General features: G+C 66.6%; 24 protein-coding genes. 12 read left to right on the forward strand and 12 right to left on the reverse strand.

Annotation, left to right across the window (positions count from 1 at the left end; genetic code table 11):
• Positions 1-29: 29 nt before the first annotated feature.
• Complete coding sequence (locus JF543_RS02850; RefSeq protein WP_242519382.1) at positions 30-1,160, reverse strand: sensor histidine kinase; 1,131 nt, start codon at positions 1,158-1,160, stop codon at positions 30-32.
• Positions 1,160-1,885 (reverse strand): response regulator transcription factor, encoded by a 726-nt coding sequence (locus JF543_RS02855; protein ID WP_206822686.1) that lies wholly within the window; start codon positions 1,883-1,885, stop codon positions 1,160-1,162. The genes JF543_RS02850 and JF543_RS02855 overlap by 1 nt, the downstream gene beginning before the upstream one ends.
• Before the next feature lie 121 nt (positions 1,886-2,006).
• Between JF543_RS02855 and JF543_RS02860 the strand changes: the two genes are divergently transcribed.
• From JF543_RS02860 to JF543_RS02870, 3 genes are read left to right on the forward strand one after another with little or no spacing between them, the layout of a single operon-like run.
• Positions 2,007-2,669: a glycosyltransferase family 2 protein gene (locus JF543_RS02860; protein ID WP_206822687.1), complete on the forward strand. Its 663-nt coding sequence runs from the start codon at positions 2,007-2,009 to the stop codon at positions 2,667-2,669.
• Positions 2,666-3,358, forward strand: a complete 693-nt coding sequence (locus JF543_RS02865; RefSeq protein ID WP_206822688.1) for a TIGR04282 family arsenosugar biosynthesis glycosyltransferase — start codon at positions 2,666-2,668, stop codon at positions 3,356-3,358. The genes JF543_RS02860 and JF543_RS02865 overlap by 4 nt, the downstream gene beginning before the upstream one ends.
• On the forward strand, positions 3,358-4,050 hold the full coding sequence (locus tag JF543_RS02870; RefSeq protein ID WP_206822689.1) for a class I SAM-dependent methyltransferase: 693 nt from the start codon (positions 3,358-3,360) through the stop codon (positions 4,048-4,050). The genes JF543_RS02865 and JF543_RS02870 overlap by 1 nt, the downstream gene beginning before the upstream one ends.
• A gap of 19 nt (positions 4,051-4,069) precedes the next feature.
• Here JF543_RS02870 and JF543_RS02875 read toward each other — a convergent pair whose 3' ends face one another.
• Positions 4,070-4,555: a hypothetical protein gene (locus tag JF543_RS02875; RefSeq protein ID WP_206822690.1), complete on the reverse strand. Its 486-nt coding sequence runs from the start codon at positions 4,553-4,555 to the stop codon at positions 4,070-4,072.
• 196 nt (positions 4,556-4,751) lie between these two features.
• Between JF543_RS02875 and JF543_RS02880 the strand changes: the two genes are divergently transcribed.
• The 3 genes from JF543_RS02880 to JF543_RS02890 all read left to right on the forward strand — a co-directional run bounded on the left by JF543_RS02880 (position 4,752) and on the right by JF543_RS02890 (position 7,015).
• Positions 4,752-5,783, forward strand: a complete 1,032-nt coding sequence (locus tag JF543_RS02880) for a hypothetical protein (protein ID WP_179409375.1) — start codon at positions 4,752-4,754, stop codon at positions 5,781-5,783.
• Positions 5,780-6,226: a GntR family transcriptional regulator gene (locus JF543_RS02885; protein ID WP_242519383.1), complete on the forward strand. Its 447-nt coding sequence runs from the start codon at positions 5,780-5,782 to the stop codon at positions 6,224-6,226. The genes JF543_RS02880 and JF543_RS02885 overlap by 4 nt, the downstream gene beginning before the upstream one ends.
• A 264-nt stretch (positions 6,227-6,490) precedes the next feature.
• A complete protein-coding gene (locus tag JF543_RS02890; RefSeq protein ID WP_206821273.1) occupies positions 6,491-7,015 on the forward strand; it encodes a VOC family protein in 525 nt (174 codons plus the stop codon).
• Between the two features lie 63 nt (positions 7,016-7,078).
• Here JF543_RS02890 and JF543_RS02895 read toward each other — a convergent pair whose 3' ends face one another.
• The gene (locus JF543_RS02895) at positions 7,079-8,104 is read right to left on the reverse strand and encodes a zinc-dependent alcohol dehydrogenase family protein (RefSeq protein WP_206821272.1); all 1,026 of its coding nucleotides are present in this window, start codon (positions 8,102-8,104) and stop codon (positions 7,079-7,081) included.
• Positions 8,105-8,231: 127 nt separating this feature from the next.
• Between JF543_RS02895 and JF543_RS02900 the strand changes: the two genes are divergently transcribed.
• The 4 genes from JF543_RS02900 to JF543_RS02915 are packed head-to-tail and all read left to right on the forward strand — an operon-like array spanning position 8,232 to position 10,903.
• Positions 8,232-9,131, forward strand: a complete 900-nt coding sequence (locus tag JF543_RS02900; RefSeq protein ID WP_206822691.1) for a helix-turn-helix transcriptional regulator — start codon at positions 8,232-8,234, stop codon at positions 9,129-9,131.
• Positions 9,132-9,191: 60 nt separating this feature from the next.
• Positions 9,192-9,590, forward strand: coding sequence for a (R)-mandelonitrile lyase (locus JF543_RS02905; RefSeq protein WP_206822692.1), 399 nt, complete (start codon positions 9,192-9,194; stop codon positions 9,588-9,590).
• Positions 9,587-9,961, forward strand: a complete 375-nt coding sequence (locus JF543_RS02910; RefSeq protein WP_206822693.1) for a DUF2255 family protein — start codon at positions 9,587-9,589, stop codon at positions 9,959-9,961. The genes JF543_RS02905 and JF543_RS02910 overlap by 4 nt, the downstream gene beginning before the upstream one ends.
• Positions 9,962-10,018: 57 nt before the next feature.
• Positions 10,019-10,903, forward strand: coding sequence for an aminoglycoside phosphotransferase family protein (locus tag JF543_RS02915; protein WP_206822694.1), 885 nt, complete (start codon positions 10,019-10,021; stop codon positions 10,901-10,903).
• A gap of 9 nt (positions 10,904-10,912) precedes the next feature.
• Here the strand turns inward: JF543_RS02915 and JF543_RS02920 are convergent, their stop codons facing one another.
• The 5 genes from JF543_RS02920 to JF543_RS02940 all read right to left on the reverse strand — a co-directional run bounded on the left by JF543_RS02920 (position 10,913) and on the right by JF543_RS02940 (position 14,560).
• Complete coding sequence (locus tag JF543_RS02920; protein ID WP_206822695.1) at positions 10,913-11,461, reverse strand: alpha/beta fold hydrolase; 549 nt, start codon at positions 11,459-11,461, stop codon at positions 10,913-10,915.
• 301 nt (positions 11,462-11,762) lie between these two features.
• Positions 11,763-12,119: an SdpI family protein gene (locus JF543_RS02925; RefSeq protein ID WP_206821266.1), complete on the reverse strand. Its 357-nt coding sequence runs from the start codon at positions 12,117-12,119 to the stop codon at positions 11,763-11,765.
• A 272-nt stretch (positions 12,120-12,391) separates the two neighbouring features.
• The gene (locus tag JF543_RS02930) at positions 12,392-12,925 is read right to left on the reverse strand and encodes a sigma-70 family RNA polymerase sigma factor (RefSeq protein WP_179409367.1); all 534 of its coding nucleotides are present in this window, start codon (positions 12,923-12,925) and stop codon (positions 12,392-12,394) included.
• Entirely contained in the window at positions 12,922-13,680 is a 759-nt protein-coding gene (locus JF543_RS02935) for a hypothetical protein (RefSeq protein ID WP_179409366.1), read from the reverse strand. The genes JF543_RS02930 and JF543_RS02935 overlap by 4 nt, the downstream gene beginning before the upstream one ends.
• Before the next feature lie 322 nt (positions 13,681-14,002).
• Positions 14,003-14,560, reverse strand: a complete 558-nt coding sequence (locus JF543_RS02940) for a hypothetical protein (protein WP_206822696.1) — start codon at positions 14,558-14,560, stop codon at positions 14,003-14,005.
• Positions 14,561-14,871: 311 nt separating this feature from the next.
• On the opposite strand from JF543_RS02940, the gene JF543_RS02945 reads away from it, so the two are divergent.
• Complete coding sequence (locus JF543_RS02945) at positions 14,872-15,903, forward strand: LD-carboxypeptidase (protein ID WP_179409364.1); 1,032 nt, start codon at positions 14,872-14,874, stop codon at positions 15,901-15,903.
• Positions 15,904-16,165: 262 nt separating this feature from the next.
• Here JF543_RS02945 and JF543_RS02950 read toward each other — a convergent pair whose 3' ends face one another.
• Genes JF543_RS02950 through JF543_RS14355 form a run of 3 tightly spaced genes read right to left on the reverse strand, consistent with a single transcriptional unit; the run spans position 16,166 to position 17,599 of the window.
• Positions 16,166-16,396 carry a hypothetical protein gene (locus JF543_RS02950; protein ID WP_206822697.1) on the reverse strand — a complete coding sequence of 77 codons (231 nt, stop codon included), beginning with the start codon at positions 16,394-16,396 and terminating at the stop codon, positions 16,166-16,168.
• Positions 16,396-17,001, reverse strand: coding sequence for a molybdopterin-dependent oxidoreductase (locus tag JF543_RS14350; RefSeq protein ID WP_242519384.1), 606 nt, complete (start codon positions 16,999-17,001; stop codon positions 16,396-16,398). Before JF543_RS14350 ends, JF543_RS02950 begins: the two co-directional genes overlap by 1 nt.
• Complete coding sequence (locus JF543_RS14355; RefSeq protein ID WP_242519385.1) at positions 16,991-17,599, reverse strand: hypothetical protein; 609 nt, start codon at positions 17,597-17,599, stop codon at positions 16,991-16,993. The genes JF543_RS14350 and JF543_RS14355 overlap by 11 nt, the downstream gene beginning before the upstream one ends.
• A gap of 141 nt (positions 17,600-17,740) precedes the next feature.
• Here JF543_RS14355 and JF543_RS02960 point away from each other — a divergent pair, with 141 nt between their 5' ends.
• On the forward strand, positions 17,741-18,598 hold the full coding sequence (locus JF543_RS02960; RefSeq protein WP_206822698.1) for an MTAP family purine nucleoside phosphorylase: 858 nt from the start codon (positions 17,741-17,743) through the stop codon (positions 18,596-18,598).
• Positions 18,599-18,603: the final 5 nt, after the last annotated feature.

The following is an 18,603-nucleotide window of genomic DNA, read 5'->3' on the forward strand; positions in this document are numbered from 1 at the left end:
CCACGATCCTACGGGCCGACAGCGCCGGCCTATGCGGGCAGGTGCACGTCGAACCGGCATCCGATGTCTTCGTTGCGGGCCGTGATGCGCCCGCTGTGCGCTTCGACGATGCCCTGGGCGATCGCGAGGCCCAGACCCGCCCCGGTGTGTCCGCTGCCGGGTGGCCGCGGCGTGCGCGCATGCGTGCCGCGCCAGCCCGGATCGAAGACGCGATGCAGGTCTTCGTCGGCGATGCCGGCGCCCGAATCGTGCACCGAGAGGGTGACTGCATCAGACTCGCGGGCCGTGCTGATGCGGATCACCCCGCCCTGCGGGGTGTGCTCGATCGCGTTCATCAACAGGTTCGAGACCACCCGAGACAGTTCGGCGGGGTCGCCGACGACGACATGATCAGAGCTGGTGCTCTCGACCAGCTCGATGCGTTTGGCGTGCGCGACCGGTCCGAGCTCGGCGGCGATATCGCTGACGATGTCGCGCAACGACAGCGGTTCCAGCGTCAGCACGAGCGTGCCCGACGAGATCTTCGACAGCTCGAACAGGTTGTCGACCAGCGAGGTCAGGTGGTCGACCTGCAGGCGCATCTGGCGGTGGAAGCGCGCCGGGTCGTCGGCGAGGCCGTCTTCGAGCGCCTCGGTCATGGCGCGCAGGCCGCTGAGCGGAGAGCGCAGGTCGTGCGAGATCCAGGTCATCAGTTCGCGGCGCGACTCGTCGATCGCCTGAACTTGAGCGCGGGCCTCGGCCAGTCGGGCGCTGGTGGCGGCCAGTTCGTCGGCCACCTGCTGCAGTTCACCGCCCGCAGCCAGCGCCGCCCCGCTGGTGACCAGTTCGCCGTCGCCCACCGAGTGCGTCAGGGTCTGCAGGGTGTGTGCGGCGCGCGAGAGGCGCAGGCCGAGTACCAGGGCGATGGCGACCGCCATCAGTGTCGAGACCACCGTCACCACGACGACGACGAGAAAGTCGTGGGCCGAGATGTACATGGCCTGGGCGACGGCCAGCACGCCCGCCGCAAGCGTGAGGGCCTCGGCGAGAACCACGACGCACAGCTGTACGATCAGCCCGCGTCGACGCGCGAGGTGGAGGGCTCCCAGGCCGAGCGCTCCGACGAGCAGTGCGGCGCCGAGAGCGAGGCCGATGATGGCGAGCAGGTCGGGTAGTGGCATCAGGTCTCCTCGATGTCCAGACGGTAGCCGACGCCCCAGACCGTGACCAACAGCGTCGGATGCGCCGGGTCGGCCTCGATCTTCTCGCGCAGCCGGCGGGTGGTGACGGTCACCGTCGAGAGGTCACCGAACTCCCACCCCCACACGCTGCGTAGCAGCGTCTGACGGTCGAACGTCTGCCGGGGATGCTTGAGCAGAAAGGCGAGCAGGTCGAACTCGCGCGCCGAGAGCACCAGTTCGGTGCCGTCGCGGCTGACGCGTCGGGCCGAGGCGTCGAGGTGGAAGGGGCCGATGTCGAAGGGCGCCTCAGGGGTGTGCGGGGCGAGACTGCGCCGTAGCACCGACTGCACGCGCAACACCAGTTCACGGGGTGAGAACGGTTTGGTGAGGTAGTCGTCGGCGCCCGCTTCGAGTCCGGCGATGCGGTCTTCGGTCGATCCCAGTGCGGTGAGCATGATGATCGGCACCGCAGAGGTGGCGCGGATGCGCCGGCACACCTCGGCGCCGTCGATGCCCGGTAGCATCCGATCGAGCACGATCAGGTCGGGTGGGGTGCGCTCGACGGCCGTGAGTGCCGAGAAGCTGTCGGATGCCACATCGGCGAGCAGTCCGGCGGTGCGCAGGTAGGTCACGGCCACTTCGGCGACGGTGGCGTCGTCCTCCACGACGAGAACGCGCCGGTCGGTGAGATCGACGCCCTGTTCACCATTGGACGGGAGGGACATGCCCTCAGAGTAGGCCGCCGAGGGCGCCGGGTGAGGGCATCCGCGCCCCGCGCAGCGACCCTTCTTCACTTCGTAAGGAATGGAGCAACCACGCCGGGGTGCAACTTTCTACGGTCAGAACATGGAAATCGCCGTCGATGTCGTGCTCCCGTGTCTCGATGAGGCCGAGGCGCTGCCGGGTGTGCTGGCGGGGCTTCCCACCGGGTGGCGCGCCATCGTCGTCGACAACGGTTCGACCGACGGGTCGGCCGCGGTGGCTGAGCGGCACGGCGCGACGGTCGTGCATGCGGCGCAGCGGGGGTATGGCGCGGCCGTGCATGCGGGCCTGATGGCGACCACCGCGCCGATCGTCGCGTTCAGCGATGCCGACGGCTCGTTCGACCTGGCGCAACTGGCGGCTGTGGTCGGACCCGTGCGGTCGGGGGATGCTGATCTGGTGTTCGCGCGGCGGGTTCCGGCGCGGCCGGGGGCGTGGCCGCCGCACGCGCGGTTCGCGAATGCGGCGCTGCTGTGGTGGGTGCGGCGACGGATGGGCGTCGACGTGCATGACCTGGGGCCGATGCGGGCCGGGCGCCGGACCGACCTGATCGGACTCGATCTGCGTGATCGGCGTAGCGGGTATCCGCTCGAGCTGCTGTTGCGGGCGCAACGCGCGGGCTGGCGCATCGATGAGGTGCCGGTGCCGTACCTGCCGAGGGTGGGGCGTTCGAAGGTGACGGGCACGGTGCGCGGCACGGTTCAGGCCGTGCGCGATATGACGACGATGCTGCGGAGGTACGCATGACCACTCTGATCGTGATGGCGAAGGAGTGCGTGCCCGGGCGGGTGAAGACGCGTCTGCACCCTCCGTTGAGTCTGGCGGATGCTGCGCGGCTCGCGCAGGCGTGTCTCGACGATACGGTCGCCCGCACCCGTGCGGTGGGTGAGCGCCGGGTGCTGTGCCTGCAGGGCAGTCTGCCCCCGATCGCGGGATTTGCGCAGGTGCCGCAGGTGCCGGGTGATCTCGACGAGCGGATCGGAGCCGTGCTCGATCAGGTGCGTGGGCCGGTGCTGTTGATCGGCATGGACACCCCACAGGTCGATCCGGTGCTGCTGCAGCGCCTGGCCACCGAGTGGCCGCGCGACGTGGATGCCTGGTTCGGGCCCGCCGCGGATGGTGGCTTCTGGTTGTTGGGGCTGTCGGAACTGCCCGGCAGGAGCCGGGGGGATCTGGTGCGCGGCGTGCCGATGTCGCGCAGCGATACGGGGCGCAACACGCGTGATCGGCTGGTGCGGGCGGGACTGCGGGTGCGTGATGTGCCCGAACTGAGCGACATTGATGACATTTCGTCGCTGCGGGTGGTCGCGCGCGAGGTCGATCCGGCGGGCCGCGTCGCTTCGGTGCTGCGGGAGTTGCGTCGGGAGGGCGCGCTCGACGGTGTCGTGGTGCCGCGCGGGGGTCTCGTCGCGCGACGTGGGGCGGAGGTCGCCTGATGCGCCGCGTGGTCGCTCCGGTCGATGAGCAGACGGTGGTCGACGCCTACTATGGCGCCGGGGGAGACGCCCCGTACGAGCTCGCGTTGCGAGGTGGGGGAGGGATGCTGCAGATCATCGAGCACGGTGCCGCGGACGGTGGGCGCCCGGTCGAGCTCGGGCGGTTTCTCTCGGCGGCCGACCATGCGGATGCCGCGGTGATCGCGCGGGCGCACGGCACGGTGCTCGATGTCGGGTGCGGGCCGGGACGGATGATGCGCGCGTCGATCGTCGCGGGACACCTGAGTCTGGGGCTCGATGTATCGGCGGCGGCCGTCGAACACGCGACAGCGCAGGGGTTGCCCGCACTGCGGCGTTCGGTGTTCGACCCCGTTCCGCGCGAGGGTGAGTGGGACACCGTGCTGCTGATCGACGGCAACCTCGGCATCGGCGGCGATCCCGTGGCGTTGCTCGCCCGCTGCGCCGAGCTGCTCGCTCCTGGTGGCTCGGTGTTGGCCGAACTGCACGCCGATAGCCGCCGCGACCGTGGGTTCGCGGCGCGGCTGGTCGACACCGACGGCAGAACCAGCGCGCCGTTCCGCTGGCACGAGGTCGGGCGTCGTCCACTGCCCGGCTACGCCCGGCGCGCCGGCCTGCGATGCGTCGAGGTGTGGGCGGATGCCGGACGCGTATTCGCGCACCTGCGGCGGTGAGGGTTCGGCGGTGCCGCAACTACAGGAGAACGCTCAGCGCCGCGAGGGCGGCACTGATGATGATGGCCCCGACCCCTACCCGTCGTCGGTGACGTGCGGGAATCAGCACAGCCGCCAACGTCACGATGAAGCTGAACGCGAGCACGAACGGCGCCATCACTGCAATGGCATACAGCGCGTGCGACCCGGGTGCGACCACACCGAGCACTGTCCAGAGTGAGGCACCGCCGAGTAGCACGATCGCTGCGGCGAAGAGCGGGGCGACGATACGTGGCTGGCGGGATGCGTGCTGCACGGCGATCGCCGCGCCTCCCACGGTTCCTGCCGTCAGAGCCCAGACAGCGGTGAGTTGAAGTGCGCTTAGCGGATCGGTCGGGGCCTGCGCAGCGAGGAAGAACAGTGCCGGAGGCACAAGGCCCAGCGCCGCCGCGAACCCCGCGGCTGTGGGGAATCGTGTTCGGAATCGTCGCCAGCGATCGGCGACAGACGTGCGCCAGGAGGTCACTTCGCTACGTCCTCTCCGGTGCGAGGTGGAAAGGGGATGCCATCGTCTGAGCCTCGCAGGTGCGTGTTGCTTTCTTTGGCAGGTCGACGGTGATCTTCCCGATGTGAGTGGACCTTCGACCAAAGAAACACACTTTGTGCTTTGAGGATGACACAACTTGTGATAGAAATGTGGCACAACTCGTCTAGGGGGAGCAATGCCAACATCACGCAGTCTTGCTACCGGTGTTACTGAGACGCTGGGCGCCGCGTTCTCGACGCCGTTCGTCTCGCTGTTTGTCGCCCTGCTGGTGAGTGTGGGCTTGCTGGCAATCGTCGCGCGGATGCACCCCCTCGAAGCAGTCGCCGGGGATGTTGCCACCCGACGATACGCGCCAGAGCGAAGCGCGCTTGGAATCACGGCGGCTGCAGTCATCGCCTTGTTCGCTCTTGAGAACGTTGTGCGCGGGTACGTCGTGGATCTCGCCGACGTGGTGTCGTGGTGGCGCTACGCGCTTCCCTTGGCTGGCGCATCGCTCGGGCTCTTCGTCGTCGTTGTGAACGTTCTCGTACGGGGAACGACCCAGCCAAGAGCACCAGGCGCAAGCGTTGCGCGTCGCACCTGGACGACGTTCGGCCCGCGGTGGGGGATCGTCGCAACGTGCATCTCGTTCGTGGCGCTACTGGTCACAACGGTCTGTGCAGGTGTGGTGTCCTCGCCAGATGCGCACGGACGGTACATCTGGCTCGCGATCCCGGTTCCGAATGAGGCCGACGTCGACCCGGTCCGTGTGTGGTTCTATGGCTGGGAGTATGGGCTGCCCGTGCTTGTCTGCCTTGGCGCGCTCTCAGTGGTGACGTGGTCGGTGCTTCACTTCAACGCGTCGCGCCCGTACATCCGCCCAGAGACTGTGACCGATGAGAAGCGGTTCCGTCGCGAGATCGCTGCCAGTACTGTTCGCGTTGCCTGCGCTACGACGCTGATCGCTCTCGCTGGCGCATGGCGGTTCATCGCCCAGGCCGGCACTGTTTCGCAGTTGGCTGTCGGAGCTGAGGATCACGGTCAGCCGTTTGAGGCCACCTGGCGGTACGCAGAGTTCGCGATCGCTGCCGGTTGGCTCGCGCCTGTACTCGAGATAGCGGGCTTCGTGCTTTTGTTCTTCGTCATGGCAGGCGCCGCTCGTCGCACCGGGAGACGCTCAGTGCGACGTCGGGCCGATGCCGTTGCTCGCGAGACGGCGATGCCATGATGGCAAGCCATCTGCAGGCATCCGCCGACGAGGGGAGCCCGACGCTCGACATCTACCGTCGGTTTCGAGGCATGATCGCTTCGGGGCAGCTCGGTGCAGACGAGCGACTGCCGACAGTGAGACAGACGGCCCGCGACTTCGGGGTCGCGCAGGGGACCGCCGCGAAGGCGTACCGGATGCTCGAACAGGAAGGCCTGGTCGTCACCCGTACTGCCGCCGGAACGCGTGTCGCCGCGACAGCAGCAACGTTGCCTCACCGTGTTGTTGGTCCGATCCGTGAACTTGTCGATGCGGCAGAATCAGCGGGCGTGCAGCTCAGCGACGTCATCGATGTGCTGCGGGTGACCTGGCAGAGCCGCGTCGGCGCCGCAGACGACTCCGGGCGCGAGGAAGAGGGCGGTCGCGTCGCCGAGAAGGGCGCGTCGGGCCAGAGGCACGGGTAGCCCGCGTTCTCCGCCCATGCTCACCGAGAAGGTTCGAGCCGCCGCTGTGGCTGGTGATGATCGAGGCTGTCACCGACTCTCTGGTGTCGGGTGTGCCCCGGCCAGAGCGCTGCTGCGGCGAGCCCGAGGAGCGATCGTTGTACAAGTGGCCCGCGCAACCCTCGCGGACAGAGGTTGCTAGAGACAGATCGGCACGCTCTTTAGGGCAGAAACTGACCGCATTGGCCCCTAGGGTCGAGTCACAACGTACATGCGGAGGACAGATTGACTATTCAGCCGAGCTACCAGGCCGAGGGATACACAACTGTTGCGCCATGGGTGGTGACAGACGACACCGGCGCCTTGCTCGACTTCATCGCTGAGGCGTTCGGCGGGGTAGAGGTGGCGCGCGTCGTGACAGAAGACGGTGCGATCGGCCACGGTGAGATCCGTGTCGGCGACACCGTCGTGCTCGCGTTCGATCGTCAGGCCGATTGGCCCTCGCTGCCTGCGCTACTTCGTGTGTGGGTGCCGGACCCTGATCGCGCTGTCGAGCGGGCGGTGCGGGCCGGCGCCACGATCGTCACGCCGCTCAGCGACAACGCGTTCGGTCAAAGGGGTGCCCGGATCCGCGATCCCTTCGGCAACATCTGGTGGGTAGAGACACAGGTCGAACTTGTCGCGGAGGACGAGATGTGGGCACGGCTGCAGCAAACCCCGTACGCAGAAGACATGAAGGTCGCTCAAGAAACCCTCGATGCCGCACTCAGCGGTCGCCATCAAGGACGAAGCAGCGCACCCATCCAATAGCCACGGCCGGCCCGCGTGGGAATCCATCACGATGGTGCTCGGGCACACTCATCGCGTCTCCGATCAGAGGGTCAGGAGCACCTTGATGGCGCGGCGCTCATCCATGGCCTTGTAGCCCTCAGCTGCGTCGTCGAGCGGGAGAGTGAGATCGAAGACCTTGCCGGGGTTGATCTCGCGCTTCCAGATCTTCTCGATGAGTTCGGGAAGGAAGCGCCGCACGGGCGCGGGGCCACCATGCAGGTGCACTTCAGCGAAGAACAGCTGGTCGAGGGGAAGAGTGACGCCTTCGTGCGCCACACCGACGAAACCGATGTGTCCGCCGCCGCGGGTCGCGTGGATCGCCTGCAGCATCGACTCTTCGGTGCCGACGGCCTCGATGACGCTGTGGGCGCCGAGGCCTCCGGTCAGCTCCTTGATGCGTGCGGCTCCTTCTGAGCCACGCTCTTCAACGATGTCAGTGGCGCCGAACTCGCGGGCTAGTGCCTGTCGGTCGGCATGCCGCGACATCGCGATGATTCGTTCCGCGCCAAGCTGCTTCGCGGCAAGAACGCCCATGAGCCCGACGGCACCGTCACCGACCACGGCGACGGTCTTGCCAGGACCGACCTCGGCGGCGACCGCGGCGAACCAGCCCGTGCCGAGCACGTCGGAAGCGGCGAGTAGTGACGGAATGAGGTCGGCGTCCGGCTGACCGGGGGTGGCGACGAGCGTGCCGTCGGCGTACGGGATGCGAGCACGCTCGGACTGCGTGCCGATACCCATCGACACGAACTGGGCGTGCACGCACTTTGAGGGGTAGCCAGAACGGCAGATCTCACACGTGTTGTCAGAGATGACGAACGAGCCGACGACGAAGTCGCCGACCTTCAACGTCTTCACGTCGTCGCCGATCTGCTCCACGACACCGACGTACTCGTGCCCCATCGCGGTGTGATCCACGGGCTCGACACCACGGTACGGCCACAGGTCCGACCCGCAGATGCAGGTGGCGGTGAGCCGGATGATGGCATCCGTCTGATCGATGATCGTGGGGTCTTCGCGTTCTTCGACCCGAACGTCACCCGGGCTGTGCATGACGACTCCGCGCATGATGGTCTCCTTCGTCTGAGGCGTGTTGACATCAGTCAACGCCCCGCGAACCGTGCGGGGGAGTCCCTGATGAGAGGTGTACCAAGAGGGCATCCCTCGTCAGCAAGCGCGGACGTATCGTCGGGGTATGGATAACCGATCAGAGGTGCGGGAGTTTCTGATGTCGCGCCGTGCGAAGGTCTCTCCTGCACAGGCCGGTCTGCCGGCGGGGCCGAACCGTCGCGTCGACGGCTTACGTCGCGCTGAGGTCGCCATCCTTGCCGGGGTGAGCGTGGAGTACTACGCCAAGCTCGAACGCGGTGCCATCGCCGGTGCTTCGGCCGCAGTTCTCGACGCCGTGGCGGGAGCACTGCAGCTCGACGAGACCGAGCGCGCGCATCTGCTCGACCTCGCCAGGGCCGCCGACGGCATCCCCGCCTCGGGTCGTCATCGCCGACGCGCCAGCAAGCCCGGCCCGCTTCGCCCGAGTCTTCAATGGGCGGTGGAGGCTGTGGGAGTCGGCGTCGCCTTCGTCCGCAACACCCGCCAAGACATCCTTGCGACCAATGAACTCGGCAGGGCCTTCTACTCACCCCTCATCGGCGACGGGGGCCGCACTCCGAACCTGGCACGCTTTCAGTTTCTCGATCCGGCCTCGCGCGATTTCTATCCCGACTGGGATCGCTTCGCCGAGATGTGCGTCGCCATCATGCGTGCTGAAGCCGGTCGAGACCCCCACGACAAGGGCATCCAAGACCTGGTCGGTGAACTCTCCACGCGCAGTGACGTGTTCCGGCGTCTCTGGGGCGCGCACGACGTGCGCAGCCACGGTGCCGGAACGAAGCGCTTTCAGCATCCGGTGGTCGGCGAACTGACCCTCGCCTACGAAGAGCTCGCCATCACCGCCGAGCCCGGCAACGTCCTGGTGATCTACACCGCGGAACCGGGGTCACCAAGCGCCGAGCGGCTCGCCCTTCTCGCAAGTTGGTCAGCGCCACGCGGCACTGACCTGGTGCCTGCGGATACTCCATCCGACGATGCCAGGTAGCAAGGCATCGTCCGTCGCATCCATCGTCCGTCGCATCCGAAGCGCAACAGAGAGGTCCCCATGGAAATCGACACCAAGAAGCCCACGGTCAAGAACCCGCCCGAGCAGTTCACCGGTGACGTGTACCTCGACATGATCGCCGCGCCCCGTGCCGAAGGCCAGCGCATGGTCGTCGCCAAGGTGCGTTTCATGCCTGGCGCTCGCACAGCATGGCACTCGCACGCCCTCGGGCAGACCCTTCACATCACGGACGGCGTGGGCCTGATCGGAACGAGGGACGGCCGAGTGATCGAGGTGACGCCGGGGCAGACGATCTACACACCTCCGGGCGAAGAGCACTGGCATGGTGCGACCCCCGACGACTACATGGAGCACCTTGCCATGATCGACACCGCCGACAACCCCGCTGACACCACCATCTGGCTCGAGCACGTCTCGGATGAGGAGTATCGCCGATGACTCAATGGGCGCCTGAAGACATCCGTAGCATCCGTGAAAGCGACGACTTTCACATCGCTCCGTTCCGGGACGACGGGACGACCCCGGGAACTCTGACGTGGATCTGGGCAGTGGTCGTCGACGATGCCATCTACGTGCGCGCCTACAACGGCACGTCGTCGCGTTGGTACGGGTCAGCCGTCGCACAGCGCGCCGGACGAGTCTCGATCGGCGGGACGGTGCACGACGCGACATTCGTTCCCGTCGACGACACCGACCTGAACGAGCGCATCGACGAGGCTTATCGGGCCAAGTACGCGGGAAGCCCCTATCTTCCGCCCATGCTCACCGAGAAGGTTCGCGCCGCCACTGTGCGTGTCGACGCTCGCTGATCGTCGTGCGCCGCCTGGATCTCTGAGCGCTCGCGAATCGCCGACTAGGCTGGCGCGATGACGGCCGCTTCCGGAGAGATCACTTCTGCGTTGGTCCAGTCCCTCGTGTCGGAGCAGTTCCCTCAGTGGGCGCAGCTGCAAATCCGGCCGGTGGAAGCTCAGGGGTGGGACAACCGCACTTTCCGGCTTGGCGACTGCATGGCCGTGCGTCTCCCGAGCGCTGATGGCTACATCGCCGGCCTGGTTCGGGAGGAGCAAACCCTCGCGACCCTCAACTCGCGGATCAGCGTGGCGATCCCTCGCGTCTTAGCGACCGGGGCGCCCTCGGCGGCGTTCAACCGGCCGTGGTCTGTGCGTGAGTGGATCGACGGACACACTCTGGCTGCGGTTGACGCGTCCGACCGAGAGCGCGCCATCGATAGCTTGGGCGACGCCTTGGCGAAGTTGCAGGCCTGTGACACGGGCGGAGGCCCGTGGGCGGGAAGGGCATCTGCCTACCGCGGCTGTCACGTCAGTAGCGTCGGTGAGGACGTGCAGGGTTGGCTCCCGCTTCTGAATGGACGTGAAGCAGACGGATGCCGGAAACTCTGGGATGCGGCAGTGGCCACGGTGTGGACAGGTGCGCCAGTGTGGGTGCACGGCGATGTCGCGCCAGGCAACATGTTGTTCGGCAGCAAAGGTCAGTTGGCGGCGCTCATCGACTTCGGACAGACGTGCGTTGGAGACCCCGCCTGCGACCTGGCCTTCGCATGGTTGAGTTGCAGTGCCGGTGAACGTGATCAACTGCGCGACAGGCTGACACTGCCTGAGGATGCCTGGCTGCGAGGTGCAGCCTGGGCGCTGTGGAAGGCTCTCATCAGTTCCCCCGAAGACGTGCTCGCCAAGTATGGGCGCTCGCGTGACGCCGTGCTGAGCGATGTGGCTGACTTGACAGCGGGCTAGGACTGCCGCTCAGACGCCGGCGAGGAACCGCTCGACCGTGTCAGCGAAGCCTGAATGATCCTGTGGTCTGTGGTTGACGCCGCGTAGCTGAACGTGAGTCGCGCCTTCTTCTATCAAGACACCCGCTATCGTCTCGTACTCCGCATTCCACCCTCCCGTGATGACAAGGGTGGGCACTCCGACAATCGCGGAGCTGGCCACGCCGAATCCCCACGGCGGCTGCTTCGCTTCAAACCTTGCAGCGGTCTCCCGCTCTTCGTCCCACCGAGAACGATCGGCGGGACCTCCGAACATGAGCGGGCGGACGATCGACCAGTAGCCGAACAGGTCACCACTTCGAGAAAGAGCTCGGGCGCGCGTGATCGCATCGATGTGATCTTCGATCACAGGTACGCCCCTCGCAACGTCGTAGAGCGCAGGCTCTACGAGAACGAGGGCACGCGCGGCTATCTGACGCGCCTGTACAGCCAGAAACACGGGCACGGCGCCAGCCGAGTGTGCGAACACGACCGAGTTGCGCGGACTGAGCGCCGCGAGGGATGCAACGTTCGCGTCCATCGGTCCGGTGAAGTCAAGACTCGCAAAACGCGAACCCTGGTCCGGGATTGAAGGCCAAGCGTCGCGGCCTTGACGCCCCGCGCCATGAACATACACTCGCATCCGCCCAGGGTAGTGGTGGCTTCCGGACTCCCTGCCGAAGTTGACCTGTGACGATAGTTTCCGGTGCGCCTCGCGAAGCGAGCGAAGCTCGAGCCGACGACGATCGTTTGCGGCGGTATCCGAGTATCGGAGCCGGCGCGTAGGTCGAGAACGCTCGCACCGAGCGTGCCCGACATTGTTCGGACAGCCCGAGCGTCGATCAATCGCTCGGAGAGTTCTCTGCCTGACGGGCGGCCTTTCCTGCCACCACTGATCCGATGACGAGCCAGATCGCGATCCAGGCACAGCCGACGGCGGCCGCACCGATGGCGTAGTCCTCACCGACGAAGACAGCGGTTGCGGCCGCGGCGATGAGGCCGAACCCACCTATCGCAATGGGAATCGCGGCGGCGGCGTGTCCGTGACTCCAAGCGTCCTCGGAGCGAAGGGTCATTGTGGTCCTGATGCCTGTCCAGAAGTTCATAGGGAGGGCGCGACGGTAGGCCCGATAGGCAGTCCACACCATGATGACCCCCGCGATGAGCAGAGGGATTGCGGTGCTGATGGCGATGATCATGGAGAGGAGCTCCGTCCGTGGTCTTCGAATGTTGTGGCGCTGCCGTCTGGGCCAGAACCCGTCACCGATTGGATCCGCTCAGAATACTGAGCGCCCGTCGAGCAAAGTCCCGCGTACGGGTTTCTCGGTAAAGGTCCTGGACGCTGCCCACACTGCTCAAGGTTGGTGGTTGCCGAAAGCGATCGTTTACGGCGGCGGCGCGCTACATAGCTCGGGACCAGCGCCGTAATCGTGCGCCCCAACCTAGTTTCGGCAGGGGTTATTGGAGACCGTCAATCGGGTGATGACAGCTGTTGACGGAGCTTGCCGCGCGCACGAGAGTAACGAGCCCTCGCAGCTTCCGGGGTGAAGCCGAGAACGCGGCCAGCGTCGGCGACCGTGAACCCGTCCCAGCCGACGAGTAGAACGAGTTCGCGGTCTTTCGCCGTTAGGGTTGCCAGGGCAGCTCGAAGTTCGAGGTCGGGTTCAGGGTTGGTGACGGCATCCTCGCGCACGACAGCGCGGAGACGATCGGCGAGTGCGTTCCTGCGGACTGCTCCTCGACGTGTGCTCTGGAGTACGTGTCGCGCGATCCCGAAGGCGTATCGGCGGGCATCTTCGTGAAGCAACGGTAGAGACTTTTGCTTCCGCCACAGCACGAGAAGAGTATCGGCGACGGCGTCCGCGGCGTCTTCACGGTTGGTGAGGCGGTTGGTGAAATATCCAAGCAGATCGGGCACTAGTTCGGCGATCAAGATGTCGAGAGAGGCCGCGGGCCGCGCGGACGTCACGGCCGGAGGCAGCTCGTTCACGTCCGTGGCGCTCACTTGCTCGCCTCATAGTCATTCAAGAATGTCTCGTAGTACGAGTCAGGTCTGTTGGAGCGATCAACGCCGTCCCAGCCCGAAGCCCCCTCGATCTGTGCAAGTTCCTGCGCCGCTTGCACGTCCTCGGCGGAGATCTCTTTCCCGAACCTGGCCATGATGTACGTGATTCCGCCGCCGTCTGTCTGGACGAACGCAGGCCATGTCGCCGCGTCGGAGATCACCTTCGCCGCGGCCGCCATACGGGTCTTGTCGCCAGCATCGTGCGCAGTAAGCCACTCTTCGATCCAACCGACGTACGCGGCATGTTCGAAGCTCCGGATCAACCCGACTCGCTGTGTAACACCGGGCTCTGCGGAGTGTGCAGCTCGCACCTGTTCGATCAGACCTTTCTTGGTCTGGCCCGGCGCCAGCTGAAGCTGCGCTGGATAGATAGTTTCGAGGTACTCGCCCAGATCAGACGCTGAGGTGTCAACGAACTCGCTGTCCTCGATCACCTCGGAACCGCCGAACACGATCTCGGTCTGGGCGATGAAGTGCCGAATGGTCTCTGCAACAGCCGGCGCTGCGAACACTCCGCCGCCGATCACAGCTGCGCCAGCAACTGCCGCGCAGGCGCGTCTTCTCCATGACGCAGCTGCTGCTTCAGACCGAGCTTCTGAAACGAGGAGCGCGACCATTCCGGACGGCAACGGCTGCTGCTCGCCTCGTCGGCTCTCGGCCGAAAGCCGTCTCGTCAGTTCATCATCGCTGATCATGGTCATCTCCATCTTGTGGCCTGCTTCACCTGAGACATGGCCGGGACGGAAGGAAGCGTGACATCCGTGCGCGGGGGTGATCCACGCCAGGCAGCGCGGACGCCTCCGCCGAACACAATCGTTTCCGGTGCAACGGCGGTCGTCATTGATCCCGGCCGCCATAAACCTGGGCCACACGCGGGGTTCGATAGACGTTGTCGGAGCGAGCCAGATCAGAGGTCACCTAACCGTGCAGCAGTCCCGGGGCATACGGCGCAGCCCTTATGCGTCGGGAAGCTCTCGAGTTCGGGCGTTGCGTCGTTCAGCCCGAGACTGCACTCGCTCAGGTGGGCTGATGGCGCCGGCGCGGTGGGAGGCGAAGATGCATGGTGGCGAACGCCATCAGAGCGAGGGACGGGATCAGCAGCCGCCACTCCGGGACGTAGCCGTCAACGAGCGGCCAGTCGGCTTCGTCGTACTTGATCGGTCCGGCGTCACCCACGACGTACGACAGGAGTATGCAGACGACAGCGAGTCCGAGCAGCGCGAGGAACCAGGACGTGTGTTCCCTCCACCAGCGACGAGCGCGCGGAGCGAGGCGAAGGGGAAGCCCGACAAGAAAGGCTAGGACGGTGAGCGGGGTGGAGGCCAGCGCGATTCCGAAGAGTTGCAACCCCTCTGAGTAGCCGATTGCGGCAGTAGAGCAGATCGCGATCACGATGTAGGTGGTCAAGCCCGTGACAAAGATCTGGATCGCGGTTAGCATCAGGCCGACGCGCCCAGGATCGTAATCCTCAGGTGCGCTGGCGATTGACACGTCGGGGCCGATCTGATTCTCAGAAGTCACGGTCGAATCGTATTGCGTGGACGTGACGTCGAAGCGTCTTAGTTCAACGCTCACGTCTATCCGCCTGCAACTATCGCTTAAGCCGCGACACAGCTCTCGGCCGCGAAACGCCTCCTCCAAGTGCTCATTCGGATCGACAAACCTCGGGCCTTGGGCTGCTTCACACTCGTACCACGCGCGGGCGGTCTGGCTCGCACCTCCAATCGGAGTCCAGTCGTCACCGAAAACGATCGTTTACGGCGGGAGCCTATTCAACTGCGGCCGACTGCCGCCGCAAAGGTTCGTCAGAACCCCCTAGCGGCAGACGTTTTCGGCTGGAGCCGGGTGGGCTGGGCGGTTCCTTCACCTCATTGAGAGAATGACGTGTGACCATCCGCTTTCCTGCACCGCTCAGCCCCGGCGACACCATTGCCGTCACCTCGCCGTCCAGCGGCGTCACACCTGAAGAGATGAAACGGCTGGATTTCGCGGTTGAGGGACTGAGGAATTCCGGCTTTCGCGTCGTCGTCGGCGACTGCATTGGTGGCGCAGCGCATGTCAGCGCCCCAGCATCTGAACGCGCACAAGAACTCACTGCCTTCCTGACCGATCCAAGCGTGCATGCCGTCGTGCCGCCCTGGGGTGGGGTCATGGCGATCGACCTCCTGCCGCTCTTGGATTGGGAAGCGATCACCGCCGCAGAGCCCGCGTGGTTCGTGGGCTTCTCCGACATCTCGACGCTCCTGACACCGTTGACCCTGCGAACTGGCATCGCCACCATCCACGGGAACAACCTCATGGACACCCCGTACCTCGTTCCCGACGGGCTACTCGGCTGGCTCGACATCGCGACCAAGCCTGCAGGCAGCTCATTCGCCCAGACTTCGCCAGGCCGGTTCCGCGCGCATGGGTGGGACGATTACCTCAGCCATCCGGATGTCACCGAGATGACTCTCGACACTGCAGGTTCCTGGACCCGCTTGGACTCCGGAACGGGCGATGTCGATGTCACCGGGCGCCTCATTGGCGGATGCATCGACACGCTTTGTAACGTCGTGGGCAGCCGCTATGGCGATGTGCCGACCTTCGTGGAGAAACACGCGCCGGAGGGAACCATCGTGTACGTCGAGGCGTCCAGCCACGACGCGCTCACTATCTGCCGCAATCTTCATGGCATGCGTCTGTCGGGCTTCTTCGACGAAGCCAACGCGGTGCTCGTCGGCCGAACACTCGCGCCCGACACCTCCTACATGACTCAAGATGAAGCTGTGCTCGACGCCCTCGACGGTCTCGACATCCCAATCATCGGTAATGTCGAATGCGGCCACGTGCAACCGTTCATGCCCATTGTGAACGGGGCTCTCGGCCGTGTCAGGTTCGGTCCTGCCCCCGGTTCACTGACGCAGACGCTCGCCTGAGCTTCTCTCTCCTCAACCTGCCGAAAACGATCGTTTTCGGCAGCCTCCGCCGGCCTGCTCCGAACGGCCCGCCGCAATCTCCCGACGAAACCCGGTATCGGCAGGGGTTTCTGGCGGGTTCCTTGCGGGTGGGGCGCGGTGCGGTGGGCCTGCGTCACCCGACCGAAACCCCCTGCCGAAACCAGCGCCCGCCGAGAGACCCTCGGCACCGTTTTCGGCCGGCGTCGCGTCAGCATCCGACACCGCCCGCTGATGCCCCGCGCTACTGCCCTCGCGCGCGGCGCCGGCGCGCGCCGTCGCGCACCGCGTCGACGCCACGATGCGCTGCGGTGAGCAGCGGCACGAGCAGGGCGTCGTGCACGACGACCGCCGCGACCAACCAGACGGCGACACCGAGCAACTGCTGCGGGTTCTGCGTGGTCATCAGCAGCCACGCGCCGTAGGCGATGCCGGCAGCCCCGACCGCCCACAGCAGCATCCGTGTGGCACTCATCAGAGCACCTCGATCGTGTGCAGCCACTTGGTCTGCAGCACTCCCGGCCGCCCCGGCGCGATCACACGCGCCGGGTAGCCGTGATCGAGCGAGAGGCGCTCGCCGTTGAGGCGCAGGGCGATCAGAGTGAGCGGATCCTGCGCGTACACGGCAGGCATCGTCGTCACCGAGAACGCTCCGCGCTGCTGAAGACTGCGCAGGCGCAGGTCATCGCCGGGTCCCGCCCCGACCAGCATCATCAGCTCAGCCAACCGCACCCCCGACCAGTCGGCCACCGCAGTCCACCCCTCGACGCACGCGATCGGCAGCGTCTCGGTGCGCTGCGGCAGCCCCGCCAACTCCTGCGCCGACAGCACGGCCGTACGCGCCCCGTTGCGCAGTGTGAGTCTCCAGTCGGGATCGGATGCCAGCGCGACCGCTCCGGCCTGCGCAGCCGTGCGGTTCACCGGCACCCGCTGCGGTGCATCCAGCCGGCGCCGCTCATCGGCGAGGCTGAACGGCCCCCACGGCAACACGCTGTGTGTCAGCGCCAACGCCCCCATCGCCGCCGAACCCGCCGCCACCCCCGTCAAGAACCGGCGACGCGAGACACGCTCATCGGTCATCGTCGGCCTCCTCGCCCGCATCGCGCCGCCAATGCCGTCGGATCGCCGGCAGCTGCACGCCGATGTGCACCAGCAGCGCGCCCATCAGCATCCACGACAATGCGAAATGCGTGCGTCGAAAAGAGAACGTCCACGGATACCACTCGAGCGCGTTGAGCACACCCGTCACCGGCACCACCAGCGCGGTCGCCACGAGCACGGCGATCGACGCCCGCTCGATCAGATCGGCCGCGCCGCGCACCGGCGGCCACCGGAACAGTCGCGGGTACACCGTCCACAGCTTCGCCAGCAGCAGAGGCAGCAGCATGCTGCCCGAGACGACATGGACGCCCTGCGTCCATGCATACAGACCGATCGGCCGTATCGGCAACGGCAGCCACGGCAACGGGCTCTGCAGCAGATGGCTGTACACCCCGGTGGCGAAGCACACCACCAGCGCCAGCGCCAGCATCCGTCCGATCACCACCGCCATGCGCGTGTCACGCACCGGTGAACGCAACAGTTCCTGCACCTGCTGCGATCGCCGCTGCAGCATGCCAGACACCCGGTCGACGACCGAGACGGTCGCGCCGGAGTCTGCCGCGTGGGGGGCATCCATGACGACAGTGTGCGCCGGTGCGATCCGGGTGGCATCGGGCATCCGCTTACGAGACCGTGACAGTCACCCCTCGCGGGCGCTGTCACCGCGCTGTAAGGAACAGGGGTACCGCGACGCGCCACCCCGACCCATGCTGGACACATGCACCCCGCGCACACACCCGTCGACATCGCCGTCGTGGGCGGATCCGGCCTCGCCGAGATCCCGCTGGACGATTCCCGTGCTCTCCCGCCCGTCGCGACTCCGTACGGTCCCGTCCCCGGCATCACCGTCGGCGACCTCGCCGGACGCCGCGTCGCGTTCGTCGCCCGCCACGGGGCCGGCCACCGCGTGCCGCCGCACCGGCTGAACAGCCGTGCGCATCTGTGGGCGCTCGCGGCGCTCGGCGCGAAGACCCTGCTGTCGACCAACGCCGTCGGCGGCCTCACCGCGACCTTGCGCCCCGGCGACCTGGTGCTCACCGACCAACTCATCGACCGCACGCACGGCCGCGCCGATACGTACTTCGACGGCGACGACAGCACCGGCGGGGTGCAGCACCTGCCCTTCGCCGAGCCGTACAGCCGCCGACTGCGGCGTCACGCGCACGCCGTACTGGTCGGCATGGACGAGCGCGTGCACCCTGCGGGCGTCAGCGTGGTCATTCAAGGTCCCCGCTTCGCGACCCGCGCCGAAGCCGACTGGCACCGCGCGATGGGAGCCGACCTGGTCAACATGACCCAACTGCCCGAGGCCGCGCTCGCCGCCGAACTGGGCCTGGAGCACCTCAACATCGCCGTCGTCACCGACACCGACACCGACGCCGGGATGGGCGACGACGACACCTCAGCGACCGCCGAACGCGTCTTCGCCGTCATGGCCGCGGCCACCCCGCGGCTCATCGCCGCGGTGCGCATGATCATCCCGGCTCTGCCGCTCGACGGCCCGCCCAGCCCCGCTCTGCCACCCGAAGCGACGCGCGCCATTCTGGAACGGCAGGTGGGGGCGGGGTCACCGTGAGCGCC

It is taken from the genome of Microbacterium esteraromaticum, assembly GCF_017303215.1.
Classification (GTDB): domain Bacteria; phylum Actinomycetota; class Actinomycetes; order Actinomycetales; family Microbacteriaceae; genus Microbacterium; species Microbacterium esteraromaticum_C.